Genomic DNA, 21,676 nt, shown 5'->3' on the forward strand with positions numbered 1-21,676 from the left:
ACCGGAACCTTTCATGTTCTGGCGGAGCCCTGCAGCCGGTAGCGATCGAGCGCAACAGCGCCGATGATCACCAGGCCCTTGATCACATATTGCCAGATGTCGGAGACGCCGACGAGAATGAGGCCGTTCGACAGCACCGCGATGATCAGCGCGCCGACCAGCGTACCCCAGATCGAGCCGATGCCGCCGACGAATGAGGTGCCGCCCAGGATCACGGCGGTGATGGCGTCGAGCTCGTAGGACTGGCCGAGCTGCAGGCCGTTGGCCGCATAGAGCCGCGCCGCCTGCATCGCGCCGCCGAGCCCGGCGAAAAGCCCGGAGACGCCATAGACGAAGATCAGCACGGCCCAGACCTTGATGCCGGCAAGCCGTGCCGCGCTTTCATTGCCGCCCACCGCATAGATGTGCACGCCGAGCACGGTCCGGCGCAACACCAGCCACGAGACGAGGATGACGAGCAAGGCGATCACCGAGAGCCATGGGATCGAGGCGACGCCGGGAACGAGCGTCAGCGAGCCGTTGCCGATGAAGGCATAGGGAATCGAGGGATTGAACACCGTGGTGTCGGCACCGAGCAGTCGCGCCAGGCCGCGTACCGCGGTGAGAGAGCCGAGCGTGACGATGAAGGGCGGCAATCGGAGCAGCGCGATCAGCGCGCCGTTGACGACACCGAAGCCAAGGCCGGTGAGCAGCGCGGCCGGCAGCCACAGCATTCCGAGCTCCGGCATCTTGGAGAGCGTCAACCCGGCCATCGCGGAAGCCGCCAGGATCGAGCCGACCGAAAGGTCGATGCCGCCGGTGAGGATGACGAAGGTCATGCCCGCGGCGAGCACGGTGTTCACCGCGGCCTGCTGCAGCACGATGCCTAGATTTTGTCCGGTGAAGAAGCGGCCCTCGGACAGGAAATGGAAGCCGCCGCAGAGGATCAGCAGCACCGGCAACATACCGAGCGCGCTGATCAGCACCCTCACCCGCTGGCGCTTTGACTCTGCGGCAGCACCGTTGGTCGCCGTCGATGCCGCCTTGGCCTGCGAAGCACCATTGTCAGGCATCGAGATGCTCCATCCCCGTGGCAAGCGCCATGATGTCTTCCTGGTTCAGCGCGACCGCAGCTTCACGCCTGACCTCACCGGCGATGTGCCCGGCTCGCATCACGACGACGCGGTCGCAGATGCCGATAATCTCCGGCAGATCGGACGAGATGACGAGGATCGCGGTGCCGGCCTTGGCGAGATTGTCGATGATCGAATAGATTTCGGACTTGGCGCCGACGTCGACGCCGCGCGTCGGCTCGTCGAGGATCAGCACCTTTGGCGCAATGGCAAGAAGCCGCGACAACAGCAGCTTCTGCTGGTTGCCGCCGGATAGGCCACCGGCGGGAACGCCGACATTGGCGGCTCGAATGCTGAGCCCTGCGAAGGCTCGATCGGCGCGCTCGCGTGCTTTGTCACGATCCAGGAACCAGCCGAGCTTCGCATCGCGGCCAAGCACCGCGAGGTTGATGTTGTCCAGACATGACATGTCCAGAAACAGGCCGAGCGCCTTCCTGTCCTCGGTCAGATAGGCGATCCCGGCCTCGAGCGCCTCACCCGGCGTGCGGATCTCGACCGGGCGCCCCTCCAGCTCGAGCCGGCCGGAGGTTTTTGGCAATGCGCCGATGATGAGATGCGCAAGCTCGGTGCGTCCTGCGCCGATCAGGCCGGCGAGACCGACCACCTCACCCGCATGCACGGTCAGCGAGCAGCCCTTGACGCGCAGGCCATCGGCCATGTCGATCGCGGCGAGCACGGGATGGCCGCGTCCTGCCTCCGGATCATGGTCCTTCTTGTAGAACGATGAGACGTCGCGCCCGACCATCAGCCGCACGATGGTGTCGGCACGGATCTCGGCCTTATCGAGCGAGCCGACCAGCCGGCCGTCGCGCAGCACGGTGACGCGGTCGCCGAGCGCGTAGACCTCGTCCATGCGATGCGAGATGTAGATGATGGCGAGGCCCTCGGCGCGAAGCTGGCGGATCAGCGCGAACAGCCGTGCGCTCTCGCCGGCCGACAGCGCCGTGGTCGGCTCGTCCATGATCAGGATCTTCGATCTCGCGTGCAGCGCACGTGCGATCTCGACCAGCTGCCGTTGTCCCATGGACAGATGCGTCACCAGCGTCGACGGCAGGAAGTCCGCGCCGAGCCGCTTCAGGATGGGACCGACGGCCTCGCGCATGGCGCCCCGCGCCAGCAAGCCTGTCCGCGATATCTCCCGTCCCAGATAGATATTCTCGGCAACACTGAGATTGGGAGCGAGCGACAGCTCCTGATAAATGATGGAGATGCCCGCCGCGCGGCCGCCAAGCGGGCCTTCGATCCGTACCGGATGTCCTTCGATGCGGATCTCGCCGCCGGGATCGGGTCTGTAGGCACCGGACAGGATCTTCATCAGCGTCGACTTGCCGGCGCCGTTCTCACCCATCAGGGCATGAATTTCGTCGGCATAGACTGTGAGATCGACGGCACGCAGCGCCTTGATGCCGAAGAAGGATTTTGAGACCCCGCGCATCTCGAGGATCGGATCGTTCATCGTGCCTCCCGGCGCACAATGCGTTTCCCACCCGCGTCTCAATCATTCTGTCAGCGCGGCTTGCGCATTAAACAAAAGGCCGCGGCACAGGGCAATACCGAACAGACGGGAATGTAGCACCGAGGCGATGCTAGTGGCGGGGCCGATACAGTTCGCGCCACGCGGGAAGCCGTTCGGCATAAGCATCAGTCAGCCCGGTGTCAGGTTCGAACGTCTCGATGCGCTGCGGTCGCGTGCACACGGCGGCAATCGCCTCACCGGTGACAGCAAGTCGCCCTAATCTTGCCGCACCGAACGCGGCGCCGGTCTCACCTCCGGCGAAGCGGTGGATCGGAACATTCAGCACGTTGGCCAGCACCGAGAGCCAGAAGCCGGACCGTGAACCACCGCCAATAGCATCGGCTTCCGTAATCACAATGCCAGCATCGGCGAGGGCCTCGCGGCAATCGGCCAGCGCGAAGGCAACGCCTTCCAGCACCGCCTGCACGATAGCCCCGCGATCGGTGCCATGGCTCAAACCATCGAGCATGCCGCGCACGACGGGATCGTCGTGCGGCGTCCGCTCGCCCGCGAGATAAGGCAGGAAGCTCACCGGCGACGGCGCCTGTGGATGCGATCCAAGCGGCGCCAGCAACTCGGCCTCGGTGACCCCAAACAGGCGCGCGGCCCACGCGAGGCAGGAGGCAGCCGAGAGGATCGCGCCGGCCTGAATCCACATGCCGGGAATGGCGTGGCAGAACGTATGCACCGCACGGTCCGGATTAGCGGCGATGGTGCTGGTCGGCGCCAGCAGGGCACCCGAGGTTCCCAGAGATACGAACGCGGTGTCCGGTCGGATCGCGCCAATGCCGACGGCGCCCGCCGGATTGTCGCCAGCGCCGCCCGCGATCACCGGTTGCCTCACCATGCCCCAGCGCTGCGCGAGGTCGCTGCGCAATGTTGTTGCCGGCGCGCATCCCTCGACCAGACGCGGCATGTGATCGTGCGACAGCCCGGTCGCGGCCAAGGCCTCGTCCGACCAGTCCCGGCGCGCGGCGTCGAGCCATAGGGATCCCGATGCGTCCGAGGCGTCCTCGATGGCTTCGCCTGATAACACCAGGCGCAGATAGGCCTTCGGCAGCAGCACCAACTTCGTCGCTGCAAAGACTTCAGGTTCGTGCGTCGCGACCCAGAGCAGTTTCGGCGCAGTAAAGCCTGGCATCGCCTTATTGCCCGTCACGGCACGCAAGGCGGGCCAGCGCTGCTCCAGGACGCGACACTCGGCGGCGGCGCGTCCGTCATTCCAGAGGATGCAGGGCCGCAGCGGCCTCGAGCTCGCATCGAGCAGCGTCGCGCCATGCATCTGGCCGGACAGCCCAATGCCTTCGACTGCCGCGAGCTCTTTTCCATGCGATACCTTCAGGGCATCCAGCGTGGCGAAGGTCGCCTCGATCCACTGCGCGGGATCCTGCTCGGAATAACCTGATTGCGGCGAGGTGATCGTCAGCGGCCGGCTCTCGCTTGCAATCACGCGCTGGGCACCGTCGACGAGAACGGCCTTGACTGCGGAGGTACCGAGATCGATGCCGAGATACATGACTGCTTCCGCTCACTTCGCCGCGTCGATCCAGATCCCCGGCTCGGAATGCTCGCGGATGTGGCTGACCAGGAAGTCGGAAAACACCCTGATCTTGGCGGGCAGCCGGACGCGGTTTTGATAGGCGATGTTCATGGTGAGCAGCGGCAGCTCCCAGCCCTCCAGCACAGGCACCAGCCGGCCGGCCGCGATGTCGCTCTGCACGATGTAAAGCGGCTGGATCAGGATGCCGAGCCCCGCGCGTGCCGCACCGCAGATGATCTGGCCATCATTGCTGTCGAGCGTCGGCGCGATCCGCACCGTCTGCGTCGTGCTGCCCTGGCTGAGCCGCAGCGAATAGGGATCGTTGGCGAGATTGTAGATCAGCATGTTGTGGCGGGCGAGATCGGCAGGGTGCTCCGGCCGGCCGTGCTTCTCCAGATATGACGGCGCCGCCGCGAGCACGCGGTGCATCTGGCCGATGCGGCGGACGATGATGTTGGAATCCGGCTCGTGCTCGCGCGTGCGGATCGCCACGTCGATGCCGGCCTCGATGAAGTCCAGATAGCGGTTCGCACTGATGATCTGCACGCTGAGATCAGGATAGAGCGCGCGGAAGGCGGGCAGCATCGGCGCGAGATAGATCATCGCAAAGGACAGCGAGCTCGTCACGCGCAGCATGCCCTTCGGCGACAGCGCGCGGTCGGAGACGGCATCCTCGGCTTCGGCGAGCTCGTTCAACAATGTGCTGCAGCGCTGCAGGAGCTCCTGCCCGGCCTCCGTCAGCCATAGCCGGCGCGTGTTGCGCTCGATCAGCCGGACTGCGAGCCGCTCCTCCAGCGCGCTGAGGTGGCGGCTGGCGGCCGCGTTCGACATCCGCAGGATTTCGGCCGCCTTGGACAGACTGCCGAGCTCAGCGGTTTTGGAAAAGACTTCGAGTTGGAGCAGCCGGTCCATTTTTGCGAAAACAGGAAAAGAGACTTACAAATTTTGGCCTTTATTTCCGTTTTTTGCAAGGCAAAATAGCCGCAACGAGACATAATCGCAGGCGAGGAAATCAGGAAATGTCGGGCCCGATCAGGCACATCGTGATGTGGCGGTTGCGCGGGGAAAGCCCCGAGGAGCGCTCCGCCGCCCGGGTCAAGGTCAAGACCTTGTTCGAAGGCCTCAAGGGCAGGATCGACGGCCTCACCCATATCGAGGTCGGCGTTGATGTCAGCGCGGTGGATTACGCCTGCGACGTCGTTTTGTTCTCCGAATTTACCGACCAGGCCGCGCTCTCGGCCTATGCCAACCATCCGGAACATCTGCGCGTGCGCGAGGCGCTGGGCGACTTGCGGATCGGGCGCTTCCAGGTCGATTATCCCATCAAAGAGACCGGCGCATGATCGGTTCGTTCACCTTTGAAAACCTGCCCTGCCGCGTCGTGTTCGGCAGCGGAACGTTGGCTAGCGCCAAGGCCGAGGTCGAACGGCTCGGCGGCAAGCGCGCGCTTGTGCTGACGACACCGCAGCAGGAGGCGCAGGGCAAGAGCCTTGGGGCGGCGCTCGGCTCGCTCTATGCCGGCATCTTTCCCGGCGCCACCATGCACACGCCGGTCGAGGTCACGGAGCGTGCGCTCGCGGCGATGAAGGCGTGCGAGGCTGACTGCGTCGTCTCGCTCGGCGGCGGCTCGACCACTGGCCTTGGCAAAGCGCTGGCCTTGCGCACCGGAATCAACCAGCTCTGCATTCCCACCACCTATGCCGGCTCGGAGATGACGCCGATCGTCGGCCAGACCGAGAACGGCCTGAAGACCACGGTGCGCGATGCGGCTATCCTGCCGGAGACCGTGATCTACGATGTCGATCTCACCTCGACGCTGCCGGCGGGTCTCGCCGCGACATCGGGCATCAACGCGATCGCCCACGCGGTGGAAGCGCTTTACGCGCGCGACACCAATCCCGTGACGTCGCTGATGGCGGAAGAAGGCATCCGCGCACTGGCCCGCGCCCTGCCCGCCATCGCCGCCAAAAGCGACGACCGCGAAGCTCGCACCGAAGCGCTCTATGGCGCTTGGCTGTGCGGTGTTTGCCTGGGCACCGTCGGCATGGCGCTGCATCACAAGCTCTGCCACACTCTCGGCGGAACCTTCGATCTGCCGCACGCCGAGACTCACACCATCGTGCTGCCGCATGCGCTCGCCTACAACGCGCCAGCCGCGCCCGACGCGATGGCACGCATCTCGCGCGCAATCGGCGCCGCCGATGCATCGCAGGGACTTTTCGAACTTGCGAAGCGGCTGGGTGCGAAGACGGCGCTGCGCGATATCGGCATGCCCGAGAGCGGCATCGACAAGGCGGCTGATCTTGCCGTCACCAACGCCTACTGGAATCCGCGCCCGCTCGAGCGCGGCGCCATCCGCGACCTGATCGCACGCGCCTGGGCCGGCGAGCCGCCGGGCGCTGTCAAAACGGCGGCGTGAGACCATGCGGCGCACGCTGATCAGATCCGCGACCGTCATCAGCATGGATGACGCGATCGGCGACCTCGGCACCGGCGACGTGCTGGTCGAGGGCAACCGGATCCTCGAGGTGCGACCATCGATCGATGTCGCAGCCGACACGGAGATCATCGACGGAAAGGATCGCATCGTCATCCCCGGCCTGATCAACGCGCATATGCACACCTGGCAGACCGGCTTGCGCGGCTATGCCGCGAACTGGACACTGCTCGAATATTTCCGCCGCATGCATGCCGGGCTGGCCACCGTGTTCCGGCCCGAGGATATCCATATCGCGACGCTGGTCGGCGCACAGAACCAAATCAATTGCGGCACCACCACGCTCGTTGACTGGTGCCACAACAATCCGACCCCCGATCATACCGACGCCGCCGTGCGCGGCCTGATCGAGAGCGGCATTCGCGCCGCGTTCTTCCATGGCTCGCCAAAGCCTGAGCCAAAGCCCGGCGAGCCGCATTTCTCGGAAGTGCCGCATCCGCGCCGCGAGGTCGAACGGCTGCTCGCGGGTCCCCTCGCCGACCGCGACGGCCTCGTCACGCTGGGCCTTGCGATCCTCGGCCCGCATTATTCGACCCTCGACGTTGCCATGCAGGATTTCCGCCTGGCGCGGGAGCACAAGCTGATCGCATCGATGCATCAGGGCGGCGGACCGGCCAAGACGCCGGGCGGCTGGGAGAAGCTGATCGAGGCCGGCCTCATCGGCGCTGGCATCAACATCGTCCATGGCAATGATCTGCCCGACGATCTGCTCGATCGTCTCGTCGATCTCGGCGTATCGTTCTCGGTGACGCCGGAGAACGAGATGATCCAGGGCCACGGTTTTCCAATCACCGGGCGGCTGCTCAAGCGTGGCGTTCGGCCTACCATTGGGATCGATCTGGAATCCGTGTTGGCCGGCGATCTCTTCTCCGCGGCGCGCGTTGCGCTCTCGATGCAACGGGCGCTCGACAACGCGGAGTCCCGCAAGACCAGCGGCACCATCCCCGCAACGACCACGATTCCCGTGCGCGAGGCGCTGCGCTGGATCACGACGGAAGGCGCCCGCATGCTCGGCTGCGAGCACCAGATCGGCTCGCTGACGCCAGGCAAGCTCGCCGATCTCGTCATCATCAACGCCTCCGATCTCAACCTTGTCCCCGTTCATGATCCCGTCGCCACCGTCGTGATGCAGACGAGCCTGGCTAATATCGAGGCCGTCATGATCGGCGGCGCGTGGAAGAAACGGAACGGCCGACTGCTGGCTGAGGGGTTGGAGACCAAGAAAGAGCTGCTGGCGCAATCCGGCCGGCGGCTGGTGCAGGACATCGAACGACAGGGACGTGCCGCCTGAAGGCGCCAATGGATAACAACAATGACAGATACCTCGAAAAACGTCGCTTTCATCGGGATCGGCAAGATGGGGTTGCCGATGTCGACGCTCGTCGCCAAGGCCGGTTTTGCCGTCACGGCATTCGACCAGAGCGCGGGGCGGATCAACGAGGCACGCGCGCAAGGTATTGCGATCGCCGCATCGCTGGCCGAGGCCGTGGCCGGCAAGGCCGCTGTCATCACGTCCCTGCCCGACGACGTCGCGTTGCACGGCGCCCTGCTCGGCCCCACCGGCGTCATCGCCGCGATGGCGCCGGGCGCCATTTTGATCGAAACCAGCACTGTCAGTGTTGAGGCTTCCACTCAAGTTGCCGCCGCGGCACACGCCCGCGGGATTGCCTATCTGCGAACACCGGTCTCCGGCAATGCCAGCATCGTTCATACCGGCGCCTTGACCTGCTTCGTCTCGGGGCCGAAAGACGCCTTCGAAAATGCAAAGCCGCTGTTCGCCGCCTTCACCCGCGCGCAGACCTATCTTGGACCAGCTGAGGAAGCCCGTTACGCAAAACTCTCGGTCAATCTGATGATCGCGGTGTCGGCCGCGATGATGGCCGAGAGCCTGGCGCTGGCGCGCAAGGGCGGCATCGCCTGGCAGGACATCTTGAAGGTGCTCGACGACAGCGCGGTTGCCTCGCCGATGGTGAAATACAAGACCGCGCCGCTGCGAACCCGCGATTTCGAGTCGACCTTCTCGTGCAAGCAGATGGCCAAGGATCTCGACCTAATCCTGGGGGCCGGACATGCCGTCGGCGTGCCGTTGCAGCTGGCGGCGCAAGTGCGCGAGACCTATGGCTCGCTGGTCGCGCAAGGCGACGGCGACACCGACTTCATCGCGACGGTCAAGCACCTCGAACGGTTGTCCGGGCTCGGCGAGCCCAAACTCTGATCGGCGGAAGGCACATATGCGCAATTTCAACGAGAACACGATCACCGACGCCGTGCTGGAGCGGATCAAGGACGCAACCGATCCGCGCATCAAGCAGGTCAGCGAAGCGCTGGTGCGCCACCTTCATGCCTTCGTCCGCGAGATCCGTCCGACCCAAAAGGAATGGGAATACGGCATCGATTATCTGACCCGCACCGGCCACATGTGCAACGACAAGCGCCAGGAGTTCATTCTCCTGTCGGACACGCTCGGCGTCTCCATGCTGGTCGATGCGATCAACCATCCGGTGCCGGAAGGCGCGACCGAGACCACGGTGCTCGGCCCGTTCTTCGTCCAGGCCGCACCGGAGAAGGACAGCGGCGCGGATATCTCCGGTCCGATGGAGGGCGATCCGATGCTGGTCACCGGCTCGGTGTCGACCGTCGACGGCAAGCCGCTCGTGGGTGCCGTCGTCGACGTCTGGCACTCCGACGATGACGGCTATTACGACGTGCAGCAGCTCGACGCCATTGGCGATCTCGCGATGCGCGCGCGCTTCCACACCGACGCCAACGGCAGATTCCATTTCTGGTCGATCAAGCCGGCCGCCTATCCCGTTCCGCATGACGGCCCGGTCGGCGAGATGCTGGAGGCGCAGGGCCGCCATCCCTGGCGCCCCGCGCATGTGCATTTCATGATTTCCGCGCCCGGCTTCGAGCAGCTCGTGACACACGTGTTCGTCGCCGGCGACCAGTATCTCGACTCGGACGTCGTGTTCGGCGTCAAAGACGGCCTGATCCGCGAATTCACCAGGCATCCGGCCGGCCGTGCGCCGGATGGTCGCATGGTGGACAGCGAGTATTTCCATCTCAACTATGATTTCGGCCTGAAGCAGGTCGCGAGCAACGCAAGAGCCGCTTAAGCTAGAGCGGCGACGGACCAGCAAGAGTCCGGCAACAGGGAGCAGACGGGAGCTGAGGATGGGACCGCGGGTCAGCACGAGCATCTTGGCCGAGCGCCTCACGGGCATGATCGGCCCGCGCGCGAGCGTTGCGCGCGGCGTACTCGATCAGCACGGGCAGAGCGAGTCGCATTATCGCAATTTGCCGCCTGACATCGTCGTCTTCCCTGAGACCACGCAGGAGGTCGCGGAGATCGTCAAGCTGTGCGCGAGCGCGGGCATGCCGATCGTCCCGTTCGGCGCCGGCACCTCGCTCGAAGGCAATGCGGCCTCGGTCGCGGGCGGCGTCTGCTTCGACTTCGCGCGCATGAACAAGGTGCTCAGCGTGCACGACAGCGACATGGATGTCGTGGTGCAGCCCGGCATCACCCGCAAGCAGCTGAATGCGGAGCTGCGCAATACCGGCCTGTTCTTCCCGATCGACCCCGGCGCCGACGCCTCGATTGGCGGCATGACCTCCACGCGCGCCTCCGGCACTATGGCGGTGCGCTACGGCACGATGAAGGACAATGTCATGGCGCTGGAGGTGGTGCTGGCCGACGGCCGCGTGATCCGGACCGCGAAGCGTGCGCGGAAGTCGGCCGCCGGTTATGACCTCACTCGCATGTTCGTCGGCGCGGAGGGCACGCTCGGAATCATCACCGAGATCACGCTGAAGGTGCATCCCGTTCCGCAGGCGATCTCGGCCGCGGTCTGCAGCTTCGACGCTCTGCACGACGCCGTCGATACCGCGATCTCCGTGATCCAGTCCGCGATCCCCGTGGCGCGCATCGAGCTTCTCGACGACGTCATGATGCGCGGCATCAATGCCTACGCCAAGCTCGGCTACCGCGAAGCACCCACCCTGTTCTTCGAATTCCACGGCTCCGAGACATCCGTCGCCGAGCAGGCCGAGGCGGCACAGGCGATCGCGGCCGACCATGGCGGCCATGGCTTTGCCTGGGCCAAGGCACAGGAAGACCGCAGCCGGCTCTGGCACGCCCGCGACAACACGCTCTATGCCGGCCTCGGCCTCCGGCCCGGCGCGCGCGCCGTGATCACCGATGTCTGTGTGCCGATCTCGCGGCTGGCGGAATGCCTCACCGAGACGCGGCGCGACGCCGACGAGCACGGCTTCACCGCGCCGATCGTCGGCCATGTCGGCGACGGCAATTTCCACATGCTGATCCTGATCGATCCGACAAAGCCGGAGGAGGCCGAAGGCGCCAAGGCGCTTCAGGCCCGCATGGTCGCCCGCGCCATCGCCATGGACGGCAGCTGCACCGGCGAGCATGGCATCGGGCTCGGCAAGATCGACTATCTCACCGACGAGCTCGGCGAAGCCGTCGATGTGATGCGATCCATCAAGACCGCGCTCGATCCGAATGGTCTGATGAACCCCGGAAAGATCTTTGCGAGCGGAGCCAAGGCATGAGTGACAAGGCATGAGCGACGCGCTTCCGATCGAGGTCACCTCGCCCACCCCGCTGCTGGAGCTGCGCGGCATCAGCAAGGAGTTTCCCGGCGTCAAGGCGCTGGATGACGTGTCCTTTGCCGTCTTCCCCGGCGAAGTCCACATGCTGCTGGGCGAAAACGGCGCCGGCAAGTCGAGCCTGATGAAGGTGCTGTGCGGCGCCTACCGCGCCGACGCCGGCGAGTTCTACTACAAGGGCGAGAAGGTCGCGATCTCCTCGACGGCAGATGCGCAGAAGCTCGGCATTGCCGTGATCTTCCAGGAATTCTCGCTGGTCCCCTATCTCGATATCGCACAGAACATCTTCCTCGGCCGCGAGCCGAAAGGCCACATCCCCGGCACCATCGACCGCCGCAAGATCCTGGCCGACGCAAAGCGCGTGCTCGACACCATCGGCTTCGACATCGATCCCTCCACCATCGTCGATAAGCTCGGCGTCGCGCAGCAGCAGATGGTCGAGATCGCCAAGGCGATCAGCCAGGACGCCCGCATCCTCGTCATGGACGAGCCGACCGCCGCGCTGTCCGACCGCGAGACCGAGCTGCTGTTTGCCCTGATCGCACGGCTGAAGGCCGACGGCGTCTCGATCGTCTACATCTCGCACCGCATGGCCGAAGTGTTCGCACTCGGCGATCGCATCACCGTTCTGCGCGACGGCCGCCGCATCGACGGCGTCCGGCCCGCCGACGTCACGCCGGACCAGCTCGTCCGCATGATGGTCGGCCGCAACGTCGACATGACCTATCCGCGCAACTTTGCCGACAAGCCCGGCGAGCTGCTGCTCGAGGTCAAGGGCCTGACCGCCTCGACCGGCATCTCCGACATCAACATCGAGGTGCGCCGGGGCGAGATCGTCGGCCTGTGTGGCCTGGTCGGCTCCGGCCGCAGCGAAGTCGCACGCGCCATCTTCGGCGCCGATCCCGTCAGCGCCGGCGAAATCATCTTCGACGGCAAGACCATTTCCGGCGAGCCGGACCTTGCCGCCCGCCGCGGCATCGCGCTGATCCCAGAGAGCCGCAAGAGCGAAGGCCTCGCGCTATTGCGCTCGGTGAGCGACAATCTCGTGGTGTCGGCGCTGCGAAAACTGTTCCCGAGCGGGCTGTTCGACCAGCGCGGTGCGCAGCGCACCTCCGATGGTCTAATCCGGCAGCTGCGCATTGCGACGCCCAGCGCCCGCCAAACCGTCGGCCTGCTCTCGGGCGGCAACCAGCAGAAGGTCGTGATCGGCAAATGGCTAGCGGCCGGCTCAAAGCTCTTCATCTTCGACGAGCCGACGCGCGGCATCGACATCGGCGCCAAGTCTGAGATTTTTGCGCTGATCGACCGCCTGGTCGCGGAAGGCGCGGCGGCATTGATGATCTCGTCCGAGCAGGTCGAGATCTGCCATGTCTGCGACCGCGCCTATGTGATGCGCGAGGGGCGCATCGCCGGCCATCTGAACCGCAACGAACTGACCGAGGAGAACATCGTGCGACTGGGGATGCATCATGCGTGAGGCCGCGGTCGTTTCACAGCCCAATCCGTTGCAACGCATTCCCGGCGTTGCCATCGTGCTGGTGCTCCTGATCACGCTGTTCAGCGCGATCGCCCCCGGCTTCCTGTCGGTCGCCAACCTCTCCAACGTGCTGGTGCAGTCGACCATCCTGACCATGCTCGCGCTGCCGATGACGCTGATCATCATGACCGAGGGGCTGGACCTGTCGATGGGCGCAGTGCTGACCCTCACATCCCTCTGCGTCGCGATCGTGTCGCTCGCGACCAAATCGATGCTGCTCGGTTTAGGCGCCGGCCTGCTGGTCGGCGCGGCCTTCGGCGTCGCCAACGGCTGGCTAGTGGCGATCCTGGGCATTCCTCCCTTCGTTGCCACGCTCGGTACGCTCGGCATGGCGCAGGGCCTGTCGCTGATCGTCAGCGACGGCCAGAGCGTGGTCGGCATCCCCCACAGCGTCCGCGACATCTATTCGGCGACGCTGCTGGGCGTGCCCGTGCCGATCGTGATGGCGCTCGTGACTTACGCCGCGTTTCACGGCCTGCTCTATCATACCCGCTTCGGCACCTACATTTTCGCACTCGGCGGCAACCGCGAGGCGCTGCGCTATGCTGGGCTCTCGCCGAACCGGCTCTTGATCGCGGTCTACGCGATCGGCGGCGCCATGGCGGGCATCGCGGGCCTGTTGATGACCGCGCGGATGAATTCCGGCCACCCCACCGCCGGTCTCGGACTTGAATTCGACGCCATCGCCGCCGTTGCCGTCGGCGGCACCTCGTTCGAGCGCGGCAATGGCTGGCTGCTCGGCACCCTGCTCGGCGTCCTCTCGGTCGGCGTGTTGCGTAACGGGTTGAACCTGATCTCGCTGCCGTCCTCGGTGCAGGTCGCAAGCGTCGGCGTCCTCGTCATCGTCGCGCTGTTCCTCGATGGCCTCAGGAGCCGCGCATGACCGATATCACCAAAGAGGCGATGATGCCGCCCCGTTCCTTCCTGTCGCAGGATGCGATCCAGATGTTCTATCGCCTGCTCGCAGCCCTCTTGATCTGCGCGGTGCTCGCCGTGCTCAGCGACTCCTTCCTGAGTCTCGGCAACATCCTCAACGTGCTCCGGCAGGCGAGCCTGACCTTCTTCATCGCCTCCGGCCTGACGCTGGTGGTGCTGACGGCCGGCCTTGATCTCTCCGTCGGCGCCAATGTTGCGCTATCGGCCTGCATCGCCGGCACCGTGATCCACAAGACCGGTTCGCCCGCGCTCGGTATCCTCACCGGGCTTGCCTGCGGCGGCATCGTTGGCCTGCTCAACGGCATCATGGTCACCGCGCTGCGCATCCCCTCCTTCATCGCCACCTATGGCATGCTCTGGGTGCTGAACGGCCTCACCTATTGGTACATGGCGGGCGAGACCCTTCACGGTTTCCCGGCAGGCTTCCGCCAGATCGGTAGCGGCTATCTGTTCGGCCTTCCCATCCCGGTCTATCTGCTGCTGGTGTTCCTCGGGATCGGGACACTGTTTGCGCAGCGGACGATCTGGGGCCAGGAGATCTATGCGATCGGCGCCAATCCGGTCGCGGCGCGGCTATCAGGCATTCCCGTCGCGCGCCGCCTGCTGCTGGTCTATGCGGTTTCGGGCACCATGGCGGGACTTGCATCGATCATCTTCCTGTCGCGGCTCAATTCGGCCGAGGCCGACATCGGCGAAAGCCTGACGCTGCCGGCGATCGCGGCCGTGCTGATCGGCGGCACCTCGCTGTTCGGCGGCGTCGGCACCGTGTTCGGCACCTTCATCGGCGCGCTGATCCTGACGCTGGTGCTGAACGGCATGAACCTGCTCTCGGTCAGCGCCAACTGGCAGCCGTTGGTGACAGGCATCATCGTCATTCTCGCGGTCTGGCTCGACATGAAGACCCGCCGCCGCGCGCAGTAAGTGTTTTTCGATATCCAACAAGCAAAACGAGGGATGGAGGCAATATGAGACAGAAACTGGGCTATCTGGCGCTGCCGCTGCTGATGGCGGCTGCGCTCACCAGCGAGGTGCGTGCCGACGGCGAGACCATCGCCGTCTTCACCAAAAACCAGACCAACCCGTTCTTCCAGACGGTGCGGGTCGGCGCCGACAACATGGCGAAGACGCTGAACGCCAAGACGCTGCAATACATCCCGACCAAGCCCGACAGCATCCCCGAGCAGCTGAGCCAGATCGAGGACGTGGTGGTGAAGAAGCCGAGCGCGATCGTGTTCACGCCGGTCGACTACAAGGCGATGGTGCCCGGGGTCGAGAAGATCAACGAAGCCAAGATCCCCGTCGTTAACATCACCGACCGCTCTGCCGGCGGCAAGTTCCTGTCCTTCGTCGGCGCCGACGATTACAGCCTTGGCCTGGAGACCGCGCGCTACCTGCTCAAGACGCTGGGCGGCAAGGGCAACATCGTCATCATCGAGGGCGTCAAGGGCTCGCTGACCAATGTCGACCGTGTCCGCGGCTTCAACGACGCGCTGAAGGAGACCCCCGGTGCGAAACTCCTGGCCTCGCAGCCCGGCAACTACCAGCGGCTCCAGGCGCTCCAGGTCATGGAGAATCTGATGCAGTCGAATTCGCAGATCGACGGCGTGCTGGCGGCCAACGACGCCATGGCGGTCGGTGCGATCGAGGCGCTCGACGGCGCGAACCGCAAGGCCCAGGTGATCGGCATCAACGGAACCAAGGAGGCGATCGACGCGATCAAGTCCGGCAAGCTGCTCGCCAGCGGCGACTACAACGGATTTGCGCAAGGCTGCCTCGGCACCATGATGGCGATCCGGTCCCTGCGCAATCAGCCTGTCATCGCCGAGATCGTGCTGAAGCCGACCGTCATCACCAGGGACAATTTCGGGCCGTTCGACGTGCCGCTGGAGCAGCGGACCTGCCCGACTTTCGAGGAAGCCGGCAAGCTCAGCGCGAAGTAAGCGCATTCACGACAATCTCGGACGGCCGTCGCGGCGGCCGTCCCAAGAACTGAGCTAGGAAACGGAGACCACCATGCTGTTCGCCATTCACGCCGTCGACCGCACCGGCGCGCTGCCGACCCGGCTTGCCAATTACGATGCCCACAAGACGTTCCTGAGCGACACCTCGCGCTTCGGCGTCAAGATCGTGATGTCGGGGCCGCTCGTCTCCGACGATGGTCAAACGATGATCGGCAGCCTGTTCCTGATCGAGGCGCCGGGCCGTGGCGACGTCGAGGCCTTCAACCGCGCCGATCCCTTTGCCGCGGCCGGCATCTGGGAGAAGGTCACGATCACGGGCTTCCTGCGCCGGCAGGGTTGAGGCCGGCCAAATCAAAAATGCGAAAACAACCCCATGCACAGTAGAATGGGGTTGTTTTTGCTGACGAATTTCCGGCGCGAATCTCCCCCTTCAGCCGCTCGTCGCCGTCGCTCCGTCTTCGAGATGACAGGCCACCCACTGCTCGGTCCCAACTGCGCGAAGCACCGGCTCTTCGAGCCGGCAGCGATCGAACACCAACGGACAGCGGGTGTGGAAGCGGCATCCCTTCGGTGGATTGATCGGGCTCGGCACGTCACCCCTAAGGATGATGGGATTGCGCTGGGCGCCGGGCTCGGGGAGCGGCACCGCGGACAGTAGCGCTCTGGTGTAGGGATGCCTTGGCGCGGCAAAGATCTCTCGGCGCGGCGCTATCTCGACGATTTTGCCGAGATACATGACGGCCACGCGGTGGGTCATGTGCTCGACGATCGCGAGGTCGTGGCTGATGAACAGTAACGCGAGGCCGAACTCGCTCTGGAGATCCTGCAGCAAATTGACGATCTGCGCCTTGACCGAGACGTCGAGCGCCGAGACCGCCTCGTCGCACACGATCAGCTCGGGCTCGGCCGCGAGCGCGCGGGCGATGCCGATGCGCTGGCGCTGGCCGCCGGAGAATTCGTGCGGCCGGCGGTTCAGCGCCTCGCGCGGCAGGCGCACGGTGTCCATCAGGGAGGTGACGCGGACTTCGAGATCCTCGGCGGATTTGGCGAGGCCGAAATTCCGGATCGGCTCGGCCAGGATGTCACGCACCCGCATTCGCGGATTGAGGCTGGAGAATGGATCCTGGAACACCACCTGCACGCGCCGGCGCATCTGGCGCATCGTGCCCGGATGTGCGTCGTCGATACGCTGGCCGTCGAGGATGACCTGGCCTGCGGTGATGTCGAACAGCCGCAAAATGGCGCGCCCGACCGTCGACTTGCCGCAGCCGGACTCACCGACCAGCGACAGCGTCTCGCCGCGTGCGATCTCGAAGGAGACGCCGTCGACCGCATAGACGAACTCGGACTTGCGGCCGAACAGGCCGGACTTGACCGGAAAGTGCTTCTTGAGGTCGTTGACCTGGAGCAGCGGAGGGCTCATGCCGCGACGGCTCCCTTGGCCGCGTAGTGGCAGGCGGCGACGTGACGAGGGCCCTTCTCTTCGAGCCCCGGCGCATATTGACGACAGAGATCGGTCGCAAGCGCGCAGCGGCCGGCAAAGACGCAGCCGGTGATCGGCTTTCTGAGATCGGGCACCTGCCCGGGAATTTCGGCGAGCCGTCTTGCCGTGCCCGTGAGCGACGAGCCGAGCCGCGGCACCGCGCCTAACAGGCCCTGCGTGTAGGGATGACGCGGCGAGCGGAACAGTTCCGCGACCGGTGCCTCCTCGACCTTGCGGCCCGCATACATCACCATGACGCGCTCGGCGATCTCGGCGACGACGCCGAGGTCGTGGGTGATCAGGATGATGGCCGCGCCGACCCGCCGCTTGAGGTCCAGCATCAGCTTCAGGATCTGCGCCTGGATCGTCACGTCGAGAGCGGTGGTCGGCTCGTCGGCAATGAGAAGCTTGGGATTGCAGGCCAGCGCAATGGCGATCATCACGCGCTGGCGCATGCCGCCGGAGAGCTGGTGCGGATATTCGCGCACGCGCCGTTTCGGCTCGGGGATGCCGACCAGCATCAACATCTCGATCGCCTGCGCCTCGGCGGCCTGTTTGTCCAGGCCCTGATGGATCATCAGCGTCTCGCGGATCTGGCGGCCGACGGTCAGAACCGGATTAAGACTGGTCATCGGCTCCTGAAAGATCATCGAGATGTCGTTGCCGCGGATCGCGCGCATCTCGCGATCGGAGAGTTGCAACAGGTCCCTGCCCGCAAAGCGGATCGCACCTGCGATCCTGCCCGGCGGCTCCGGGATCAGCCGCATCAGCGACATCGACGTCACCGACTTGCCGCAGCCGGATTCACCGACGATAGCGAGCGTCTCGCCCTCGTTGACATGGAAGGACACCCCGTCCACCGCGCGGTTGATGCCGCCAGGGGTGCGGAAATGAGTCTGGAGGTTATCGACTTCGAGCAGCGCCATCGCGATCAACCCCGGTCAGAGACGCTTGGCCATGCGCGGATCGAGCGCATCGCGGAGACCGTCGCCGAGCAGATTCACCGCTAGCACGGTGACCGAGAGGAACGCTGCCGGAAAGAACACGATGTAGGGCTTGACCTGCCACAGCGCGCGGCCCTCGGCCATGATGTTGCCCCAGGATGGAATGGTGGGCGGCGTGCCGGCGCCGATGAAGGACAGGATCGCCTCGGTGATCATGGCGCTGGCGCAGATATAGGTCGCCTGGACCAGCATGGGCGCGAGCGTATTGGGCAGGATGTGTCGCAGGATGATCATCGGCGTGCGCGTGCCGCAGGCGACCGCGGCATCCACATAGGGCTGCTCGCGCAGCGACAGCACCACGCTTCGTACGAGGCGCGAGACGCGCGGGATCTCGGCGACGGTGATGGCGAGGATGACGTTGCCGACGCTGCCGCGCGTGAGCGCCATCAGCGCAATCGCCAGCAGGATCGGCGGGATCGACATCAAGCCGTCCATGAAGCGCATCAGGATGCCGTCGGCCCAGCGGATGAAGCCGGAGACCATGCCGATGGCCAAGCCGGCCACCGATGCGAAGATCGCGACCGACAGGCCGACCGTGAGCGAGACCCGCGCACCGAACAGCACGCGTGAATAGATATCGCGGCCGAGCACGTCGGTGCCGAACCAGAAATCGGCCGACGGCGCCCGGGTGCGCTTGGCGGGGGCGAGCGCTGTCGGATCGACCGTCCAGAGATAGGGCGCAAAGATCGCGATCAGGACGAGCGCCAGCAGCAGCGCGCCGCCGATCGCGACCGTCGGATGGCCACGCAAGAACCCGATGAAGCCACGCCGGATCGTGACCGGCCGCAGGATTTCAGGGAGTTGTGGCGCAAGGACGAGGCCGGCCGGGAGCGATTGCGGATTGACGGTCGTGTCGGTCAATAGCGGATCCTCGGGTCAACGAGCGTATAAATGACGTCGATCATCAGATTGACGAGGACGTAGACGAAGCTGAACAGCAGGACGATGCCCTGAATGACGGGATAGTCACGGCGCAGGATGGCGTCGATCGTGAGCCGGCCGAGGCCGGGAATCGCGAACACGCTCTCGGTCACCACCGCGCCGCCTATTAGCAGCGCGATGCCGATCCCGATCACGGTGACGATCGGTACCGCCGCGTTCTTCAGCGCGTGAATGAACAGGATGCCGCCCTGCCCGAGGCCCTTGGCACGGGCAGTGCGAATATAGTCCTGCTGCAGGACTTCGAGCATCGCGGCGCGCGTGATGCGCGCGACCAGGGCGATATAGACGCAGCCGAGCGCGATCGCGGGCAGGATCAGGTTCTCGAGCCACGGCCAGAAGCCTTGGTTGAGCGGCGTATAGCCCTGCACCGGCAGCCATTCGAGTTCGAGCGCGAAGATGTAGGCGAGCATGTAGCCGACCACGAAGACAGGCAGCGAGAAGCCGAACACGGCAAAGCCCATGATGACGCGGTCGATCAGGCTGCCGGCCTTCCAGGCCGCCACCACGCCGAGCGGCACTGCCACCACGATCGTGAGCAGCAGCGTGACGATCATCAGCGACAGCGTCGGTCCGAGGCGCTGTCCGATCATCGCCGACACCGGCAGGTTGGTGAAGATCGACGTGCCGAGATCGCCGTGCAGGATGCGCCAGACCCAGCCTCCGAACTGGACCAGGAAGGGACGATCGAGACCGAGGCTCTGGCGGATGCGCTCCACATCCTCCGGGCTCGCCTGGTCGCCCGCGATCACCACGGCGGGATCACCCGGCGCAATGTAGAGCAGGCTGAACACGAACAGCGCGACGATTGCCATGACCGGCAGGGTCGCGACGATGCGACGGAGGATGTAGGAGAGCATCTGGCCTCAACGCACGATCATGCAGACTTCGACACGCCCCAGAAGAACGGCAGCGGCCCCTTGGTGATGCCGGAGACGTTCTTGCGCCAGGCCGTGTAGGTCAGGAAGAACCCGGTCGGCGCATAGACGACATCCTCGAGCGCCGCCTTGTTGACCCGCCCGATCGCCGCCTTCTCTTCCTCGAGATTCTTGGCGTCGAACCAGGTCGTGATCTCCTTCTCGGTGTTCGGACTATTGGGCCAGCCGAACCAGGCCTTTTCGCCATTGGCGCGGATGGCGGTGTAGGCGGCGGGCGTGATGCAGTCGGCGCCGGCATGCCAGCTGTGGAACATGTTCCAGCCGCCCTGCCCGGGCGGGGTCTTCTGCGCCCGGCGGGAGCCGACCGTGCCCCAATCGGTCGCGACGAAGTCGACATTCATGCCGAGCCGCTTCAAGAGATCCGCGGTGACGTCGCCTTGCGCCTTCGTGATCGGCTGATCCTGCGCCACCAGACAAGTCACCGGCTGGCCGGAATAGCCGCTTTCGGCCAGCAGCTTCTTGGCCGCGTCGAAATCGCGCTTGCCCTTCAGGATCTCGCCGCCCAACTCGCTGTAGAGCGGCGTATCCGGCGTGAAGAAGCCAGGCAGCGATTTCCACAATGCGTTGTCGTCGCCGACGATCGCGCGCATATAATCTTCCTGGCTGAGCGCCACCAGCACCGCGCGTCGCGCCCGCACGTCGTTGAAGGGCGCGAACAGATGGTTCATTCGGAACGAGCCGATATTGCCGAGGGGATCGCCGATGTCGACGCTGATGTTCTTGTTCTTCTTCAGCACGGGCACGAGATCGGCGATCGGATTCTCCCACCAGTCGACTTCACCGTTTTGCAATGCGGCCGCCGCGGTGGCCGGATCCGGCATCACGATCCACTCCACGCGATCGACCAGGATCTGCTTGCCGCCGGCAAGCCAGGAGGCCTTCTCCTGCCGCGGCACGTAATCGGCGAATTTCTCGAACACAGCCTTGGCGCCGGGGACCCATTCGCCCTTGGCGAATTTCATCGGACCCGAGCCGACATATTCGGTGATCTGCTTGAACGGATCGGTCTTGGCGATACGCTCGGGCATGATGAAGGAGCACGGCGCGTTGTTCTTGGCGAGCGCGTAGAGCATCTTCGGGAAGGGCTGTTTCAAGACCCATTTGAAGGTGCGGTCGTCGATGGCGGTCAATTCCTGCTGGATCGAAATGATCATCAGCCCCATCGGATCGCGCGCAACCCAGCGCGACAGGCTCGCAACGACGTCCTTGGCCAGCACGGGCTCGCCGTCGTGGAACTTGAGACCGGGCCTCAAGCGGAACGTCCAGGTCTTGCCGTCGTCGGAAGTCTCCTCGGACTCGATCATCTGCCGCTGCGGCTGCAACTGCGCGTCGATGCCGTAAAGCGTGTCCCAGACCAGCGCGGCGGCATTGCGCACGACATATTGCGTGCCCCAGATCGGATCGAAATTGGCGAGATTGGCTTGCGGCACGAAGCGGAGGGTGCGGGCTGAAGCGCCTTGCGCGATCGCGGGGGCCGAGAGGCCCGTCAATGCCAGACCGCCCGCGCCAGCCAGTCCCTTCAATACGGTCCTGCGATCCATGAAGTCCTCCCAGTAATGCCGTGATGCCGGCCATCGTTGGCCAAGA

20 protein-coding genes are annotated in these 21,676 nt (G+C 65.1%); 11 read left to right on the forward strand and 9 right to left on the reverse strand.

What is annotated here, in order from left to right:
* Positions 1–11 precede the first annotated feature (11 nt).
* From RAD04_RS00300 to RAD04_RS00315, 4 genes are all read right to left on the reverse strand, one after another.
* Positions 12–1,052 carry an ABC transporter permease subunit gene (locus RAD04_RS00300; RefSeq protein WP_461619022.1) on the reverse strand — a complete coding sequence of 347 codons (1,041 nt, stop codon included), beginning with the start codon at positions 1,050–1,052 and terminating at the stop codon, positions 12–14.
* Positions 1,045–2,568, reverse strand: a complete 1,524-nt coding sequence (locus RAD04_RS00305) for a sugar ABC transporter ATP-binding protein (RefSeq protein ID WP_461622158.1) — start codon at positions 2,566–2,568, stop codon at positions 1,045–1,047. Before RAD04_RS00305 ends, RAD04_RS00300 begins: the two co-directional genes overlap by 8 nt.
* Positions 2,569–2,698: 130 nt before the next feature.
* The gene (gene xylB, locus RAD04_RS00310) at positions 2,699–4,144 is read right to left on the reverse strand and encodes a xylulokinase (protein WP_461622159.1); all 1,446 of its coding nucleotides are present in this window, start codon (positions 4,142–4,144) and stop codon (positions 2,699–2,701) included.
* Between the two features lie 12 nt (positions 4,145–4,156).
* A complete protein-coding gene (locus RAD04_RS00315; RefSeq protein ID WP_461622160.1) occupies positions 4,157–5,080 on the reverse strand; it encodes a LysR family transcriptional regulator in 924 nt (307 codons plus the stop codon).
* Between the two features lie 107 nt (positions 5,081–5,187).
* Here RAD04_RS00315 and RAD04_RS00320 point away from each other — a divergent pair, with 107 nt between their 5' ends.
* From RAD04_RS00320 to RAD04_RS00370, 11 genes are all read left to right on the forward strand, one after another.
* The gene (locus tag RAD04_RS00320; protein ID WP_018316008.1) at positions 5,188–5,511 is read left to right on the forward strand and encodes a Dabb family protein; all 324 of its coding nucleotides are present in this window, start codon (positions 5,188–5,190) and stop codon (positions 5,509–5,511) included.
* Positions 5,508–6,587 carry a maleylacetate reductase gene (locus tag RAD04_RS00325; protein WP_461622161.1) on the forward strand — a complete coding sequence of 360 codons (1,080 nt, stop codon included), beginning with the start codon at positions 5,508–5,510 and terminating at the stop codon, positions 6,585–6,587. The genes RAD04_RS00320 and RAD04_RS00325 overlap by 4 nt, the downstream gene beginning before the upstream one ends.
* Positions 6,588–6,591: 4 nt before the next feature.
* Positions 6,592–7,956, forward strand: a complete 1,365-nt coding sequence (locus RAD04_RS00330) for an amidohydrolase family protein (protein WP_461622162.1) — start codon at positions 6,592–6,594, stop codon at positions 7,954–7,956.
* 21 nt (positions 7,957–7,977) lie between these two features.
* Positions 7,978–8,880, forward strand: coding sequence for an NAD(P)-dependent oxidoreductase (locus tag RAD04_RS00335; protein ID WP_461622163.1), 903 nt, complete (start codon positions 7,978–7,980; stop codon positions 8,878–8,880).
* A gap of 16 nt (positions 8,881–8,896) precedes the next feature.
* Positions 8,897–9,781, forward strand: coding sequence for an intradiol ring-cleavage dioxygenase (locus tag RAD04_RS00340; RefSeq protein ID WP_461622164.1), 885 nt, complete (start codon positions 8,897–8,899; stop codon positions 9,779–9,781).
* Between the two features lie 58 nt (positions 9,782–9,839).
* Entirely contained in the window at positions 9,840–11,234 is a 1,395-nt protein-coding gene (locus RAD04_RS00345) for an FAD-linked oxidase C-terminal domain-containing protein (RefSeq protein ID WP_461622165.1), read from the forward strand.
* 10 nt (positions 11,235–11,244) lie between these two features.
* A complete protein-coding gene (locus RAD04_RS00350; RefSeq protein WP_461622166.1) occupies positions 11,245–12,768 on the forward strand; it encodes a sugar ABC transporter ATP-binding protein in 1,524 nt (507 codons plus the stop codon).
* The gene (locus RAD04_RS00355) at positions 12,761–13,711 is read left to right on the forward strand and encodes an ABC transporter permease (RefSeq protein ID WP_461622167.1); all 951 of its coding nucleotides are present in this window, start codon (positions 12,761–12,763) and stop codon (positions 13,709–13,711) included. Before RAD04_RS00350 ends, RAD04_RS00355 begins: the two co-directional genes overlap by 8 nt.
* Positions 13,708–14,685, forward strand: a complete 978-nt coding sequence (locus RAD04_RS00360; RefSeq protein WP_461622168.1) for an ABC transporter permease — start codon at positions 13,708–13,710, stop codon at positions 14,683–14,685. Before RAD04_RS00355 ends, RAD04_RS00360 begins: the two co-directional genes overlap by 4 nt.
* Positions 14,686–14,729: 44 nt before the next feature.
* Positions 14,730–15,704, forward strand: coding sequence for a sugar ABC transporter substrate-binding protein (locus tag RAD04_RS00365; protein WP_461622169.1), 975 nt, complete (start codon positions 14,730–14,732; stop codon positions 15,702–15,704).
* A 73-nt stretch (positions 15,705–15,777) separates the two neighbouring features.
* On the forward strand, positions 15,778–16,065 hold the full coding sequence (locus tag RAD04_RS00370) for a YciI family protein (RefSeq protein WP_461622170.1): 288 nt from the start codon (positions 15,778–15,780) through the stop codon (positions 16,063–16,065).
* Positions 16,066–16,155: 90 nt separating this feature from the next.
* Here RAD04_RS00370 and RAD04_RS00375 read toward each other — a convergent pair whose 3' ends face one another.
* The 5 genes from RAD04_RS00375 to RAD04_RS00395 are packed head-to-tail and all read right to left on the reverse strand — an operon-like array spanning position 16,156 to position 21,630.
* Positions 16,156–17,148 carry an ABC transporter ATP-binding protein gene (locus tag RAD04_RS00375; protein WP_461622171.1) on the reverse strand — a complete coding sequence of 331 codons (993 nt, stop codon included), beginning with the start codon at positions 17,146–17,148 and terminating at the stop codon, positions 16,156–16,158.
* Entirely contained in the window at positions 17,145–18,134 is a 990-nt protein-coding gene (locus tag RAD04_RS00380) for an ABC transporter ATP-binding protein (protein ID WP_461622172.1), read from the reverse strand. Before RAD04_RS00380 ends, RAD04_RS00375 begins: the two co-directional genes overlap by 4 nt.
* 15 nt (positions 18,135–18,149) lie before the next feature.
* Positions 18,150–19,073 carry an ABC transporter permease gene (locus RAD04_RS00385; RefSeq protein WP_461619036.1) on the reverse strand — a complete coding sequence of 308 codons (924 nt, stop codon included), beginning with the start codon at positions 19,071–19,073 and terminating at the stop codon, positions 18,150–18,152.
* Entirely contained in the window at positions 19,070–20,011 is a 942-nt protein-coding gene (locus RAD04_RS00390; RefSeq protein ID WP_152103203.1) for an ABC transporter permease, read from the reverse strand. Before RAD04_RS00390 ends, RAD04_RS00385 begins: the two co-directional genes overlap by 4 nt.
* A 17-nt stretch (positions 20,012–20,028) precedes the next feature.
* A complete protein-coding gene (locus tag RAD04_RS00395; protein ID WP_461622173.1) occupies positions 20,029–21,630 on the reverse strand; it encodes an ABC transporter substrate-binding protein in 1,602 nt (533 codons plus the stop codon).
* Positions 21,631–21,676: the final 46 nt, after the last annotated feature.

The sequence above is a fragment of the Bradyrhizobium sp. 25ACV genome (assembly GCF_054863005.1).

What these genes read in the sequence shown, in the direction of transcription:
- RAD04_RS00300 (WP_461619022.1), bottom strand. Translation starts at nt 1,052, where the DNA reads ATGCCTGACAATGGTGCTTCGCAGGCCAAGGCGGCATCGACGGCGACC.
- RAD04_RS00305 (WP_461622158.1), bottom strand. Translation starts at nt 2,568, where the DNA reads ATGAACGATCCGATCCTCGAGATGCGCGGGGTCTCAAAATCCTTCTTC.
- xylB (WP_461622159.1), bottom strand. Translation starts at nt 4,144, where the DNA reads ATGTATCTCGGCATCGATCTCGGTACCTCCGCAGTCAAGGCCGTTCTC.
- RAD04_RS00315 (WP_461622160.1), bottom strand. Translation starts at nt 5,080, where the DNA reads ATGGACCGGCTGCTCCAACTCGAAGTCTTTTCCAAAACCGCTGAGCTC.
- RAD04_RS00320 (WP_018316008.1), top strand. Translation starts at nt 5,188, where the DNA reads ATGTCGGGCCCGATCAGGCACATCGTGATGTGGCGGTTGCGCGGGGAA.
- RAD04_RS00325 (WP_461622161.1), top strand. Translation starts at nt 5,508, where the DNA reads ATGATCGGTTCGTTCACCTTTGAAAACCTGCCCTGCCGCGTCGTGTTC.
- RAD04_RS00330 (WP_461622162.1), top strand. Translation starts at nt 6,592, where the DNA reads ATGCGGCGCACGCTGATCAGATCCGCGACCGTCATCAGCATGGATGAC.
- RAD04_RS00335 (WP_461622163.1), top strand. Translation starts at nt 7,978, where the DNA reads ATGACAGATACCTCGAAAAACGTCGCTTTCATCGGGATCGGCAAGATG.
- RAD04_RS00340 (WP_461622164.1), top strand. Translation starts at nt 8,897, where the DNA reads ATGCGCAATTTCAACGAGAACACGATCACCGACGCCGTGCTGGAGCGG.
- RAD04_RS00345 (WP_461622165.1), top strand. Translation starts at nt 9,840, where the DNA reads ATGGGACCGCGGGTCAGCACGAGCATCTTGGCCGAGCGCCTCACGGGC.
- RAD04_RS00350 (WP_461622166.1), top strand. Translation starts at nt 11,245, where the DNA reads ATGAGCGACGCGCTTCCGATCGAGGTCACCTCGCCCACCCCGCTGCTG.
- RAD04_RS00355 (WP_461622167.1), top strand. Translation starts at nt 12,761, where the DNA reads ATGCGTGAGGCCGCGGTCGTTTCACAGCCCAATCCGTTGCAACGCATT.
- RAD04_RS00360 (WP_461622168.1), top strand. Translation starts at nt 13,708, where the DNA reads ATGACCGATATCACCAAAGAGGCGATGATGCCGCCCCGTTCCTTCCTG.
- RAD04_RS00365 (WP_461622169.1), top strand. Translation starts at nt 14,730, where the DNA reads ATGAGACAGAAACTGGGCTATCTGGCGCTGCCGCTGCTGATGGCGGCT.
- RAD04_RS00370 (WP_461622170.1), top strand. Translation starts at nt 15,778, where the DNA reads ATGCTGTTCGCCATTCACGCCGTCGACCGCACCGGCGCGCTGCCGACC.
- RAD04_RS00375 (WP_461622171.1), bottom strand. Translation starts at nt 17,148, where the DNA reads ATGAGCCCTCCGCTGCTCCAGGTCAACGACCTCAAGAAGCACTTTCCG.
- RAD04_RS00380 (WP_461622172.1), bottom strand. Translation starts at nt 18,134, where the DNA reads ATGGCGCTGCTCGAAGTCGATAACCTCCAGACTCATTTCCGCACCCCT.
- RAD04_RS00390 (WP_152103203.1), bottom strand. Translation starts at nt 20,011, where the DNA reads ATGCTCTCCTACATCCTCCGTCGCATCGTCGCGACCCTGCCGGTCATG.
- RAD04_RS00395 (WP_461622173.1), bottom strand. Translation starts at nt 21,630, where the DNA reads ATGGATCGCAGGACCGTATTGAAGGGACTGGCTGGCGCGGGCGGTCTG.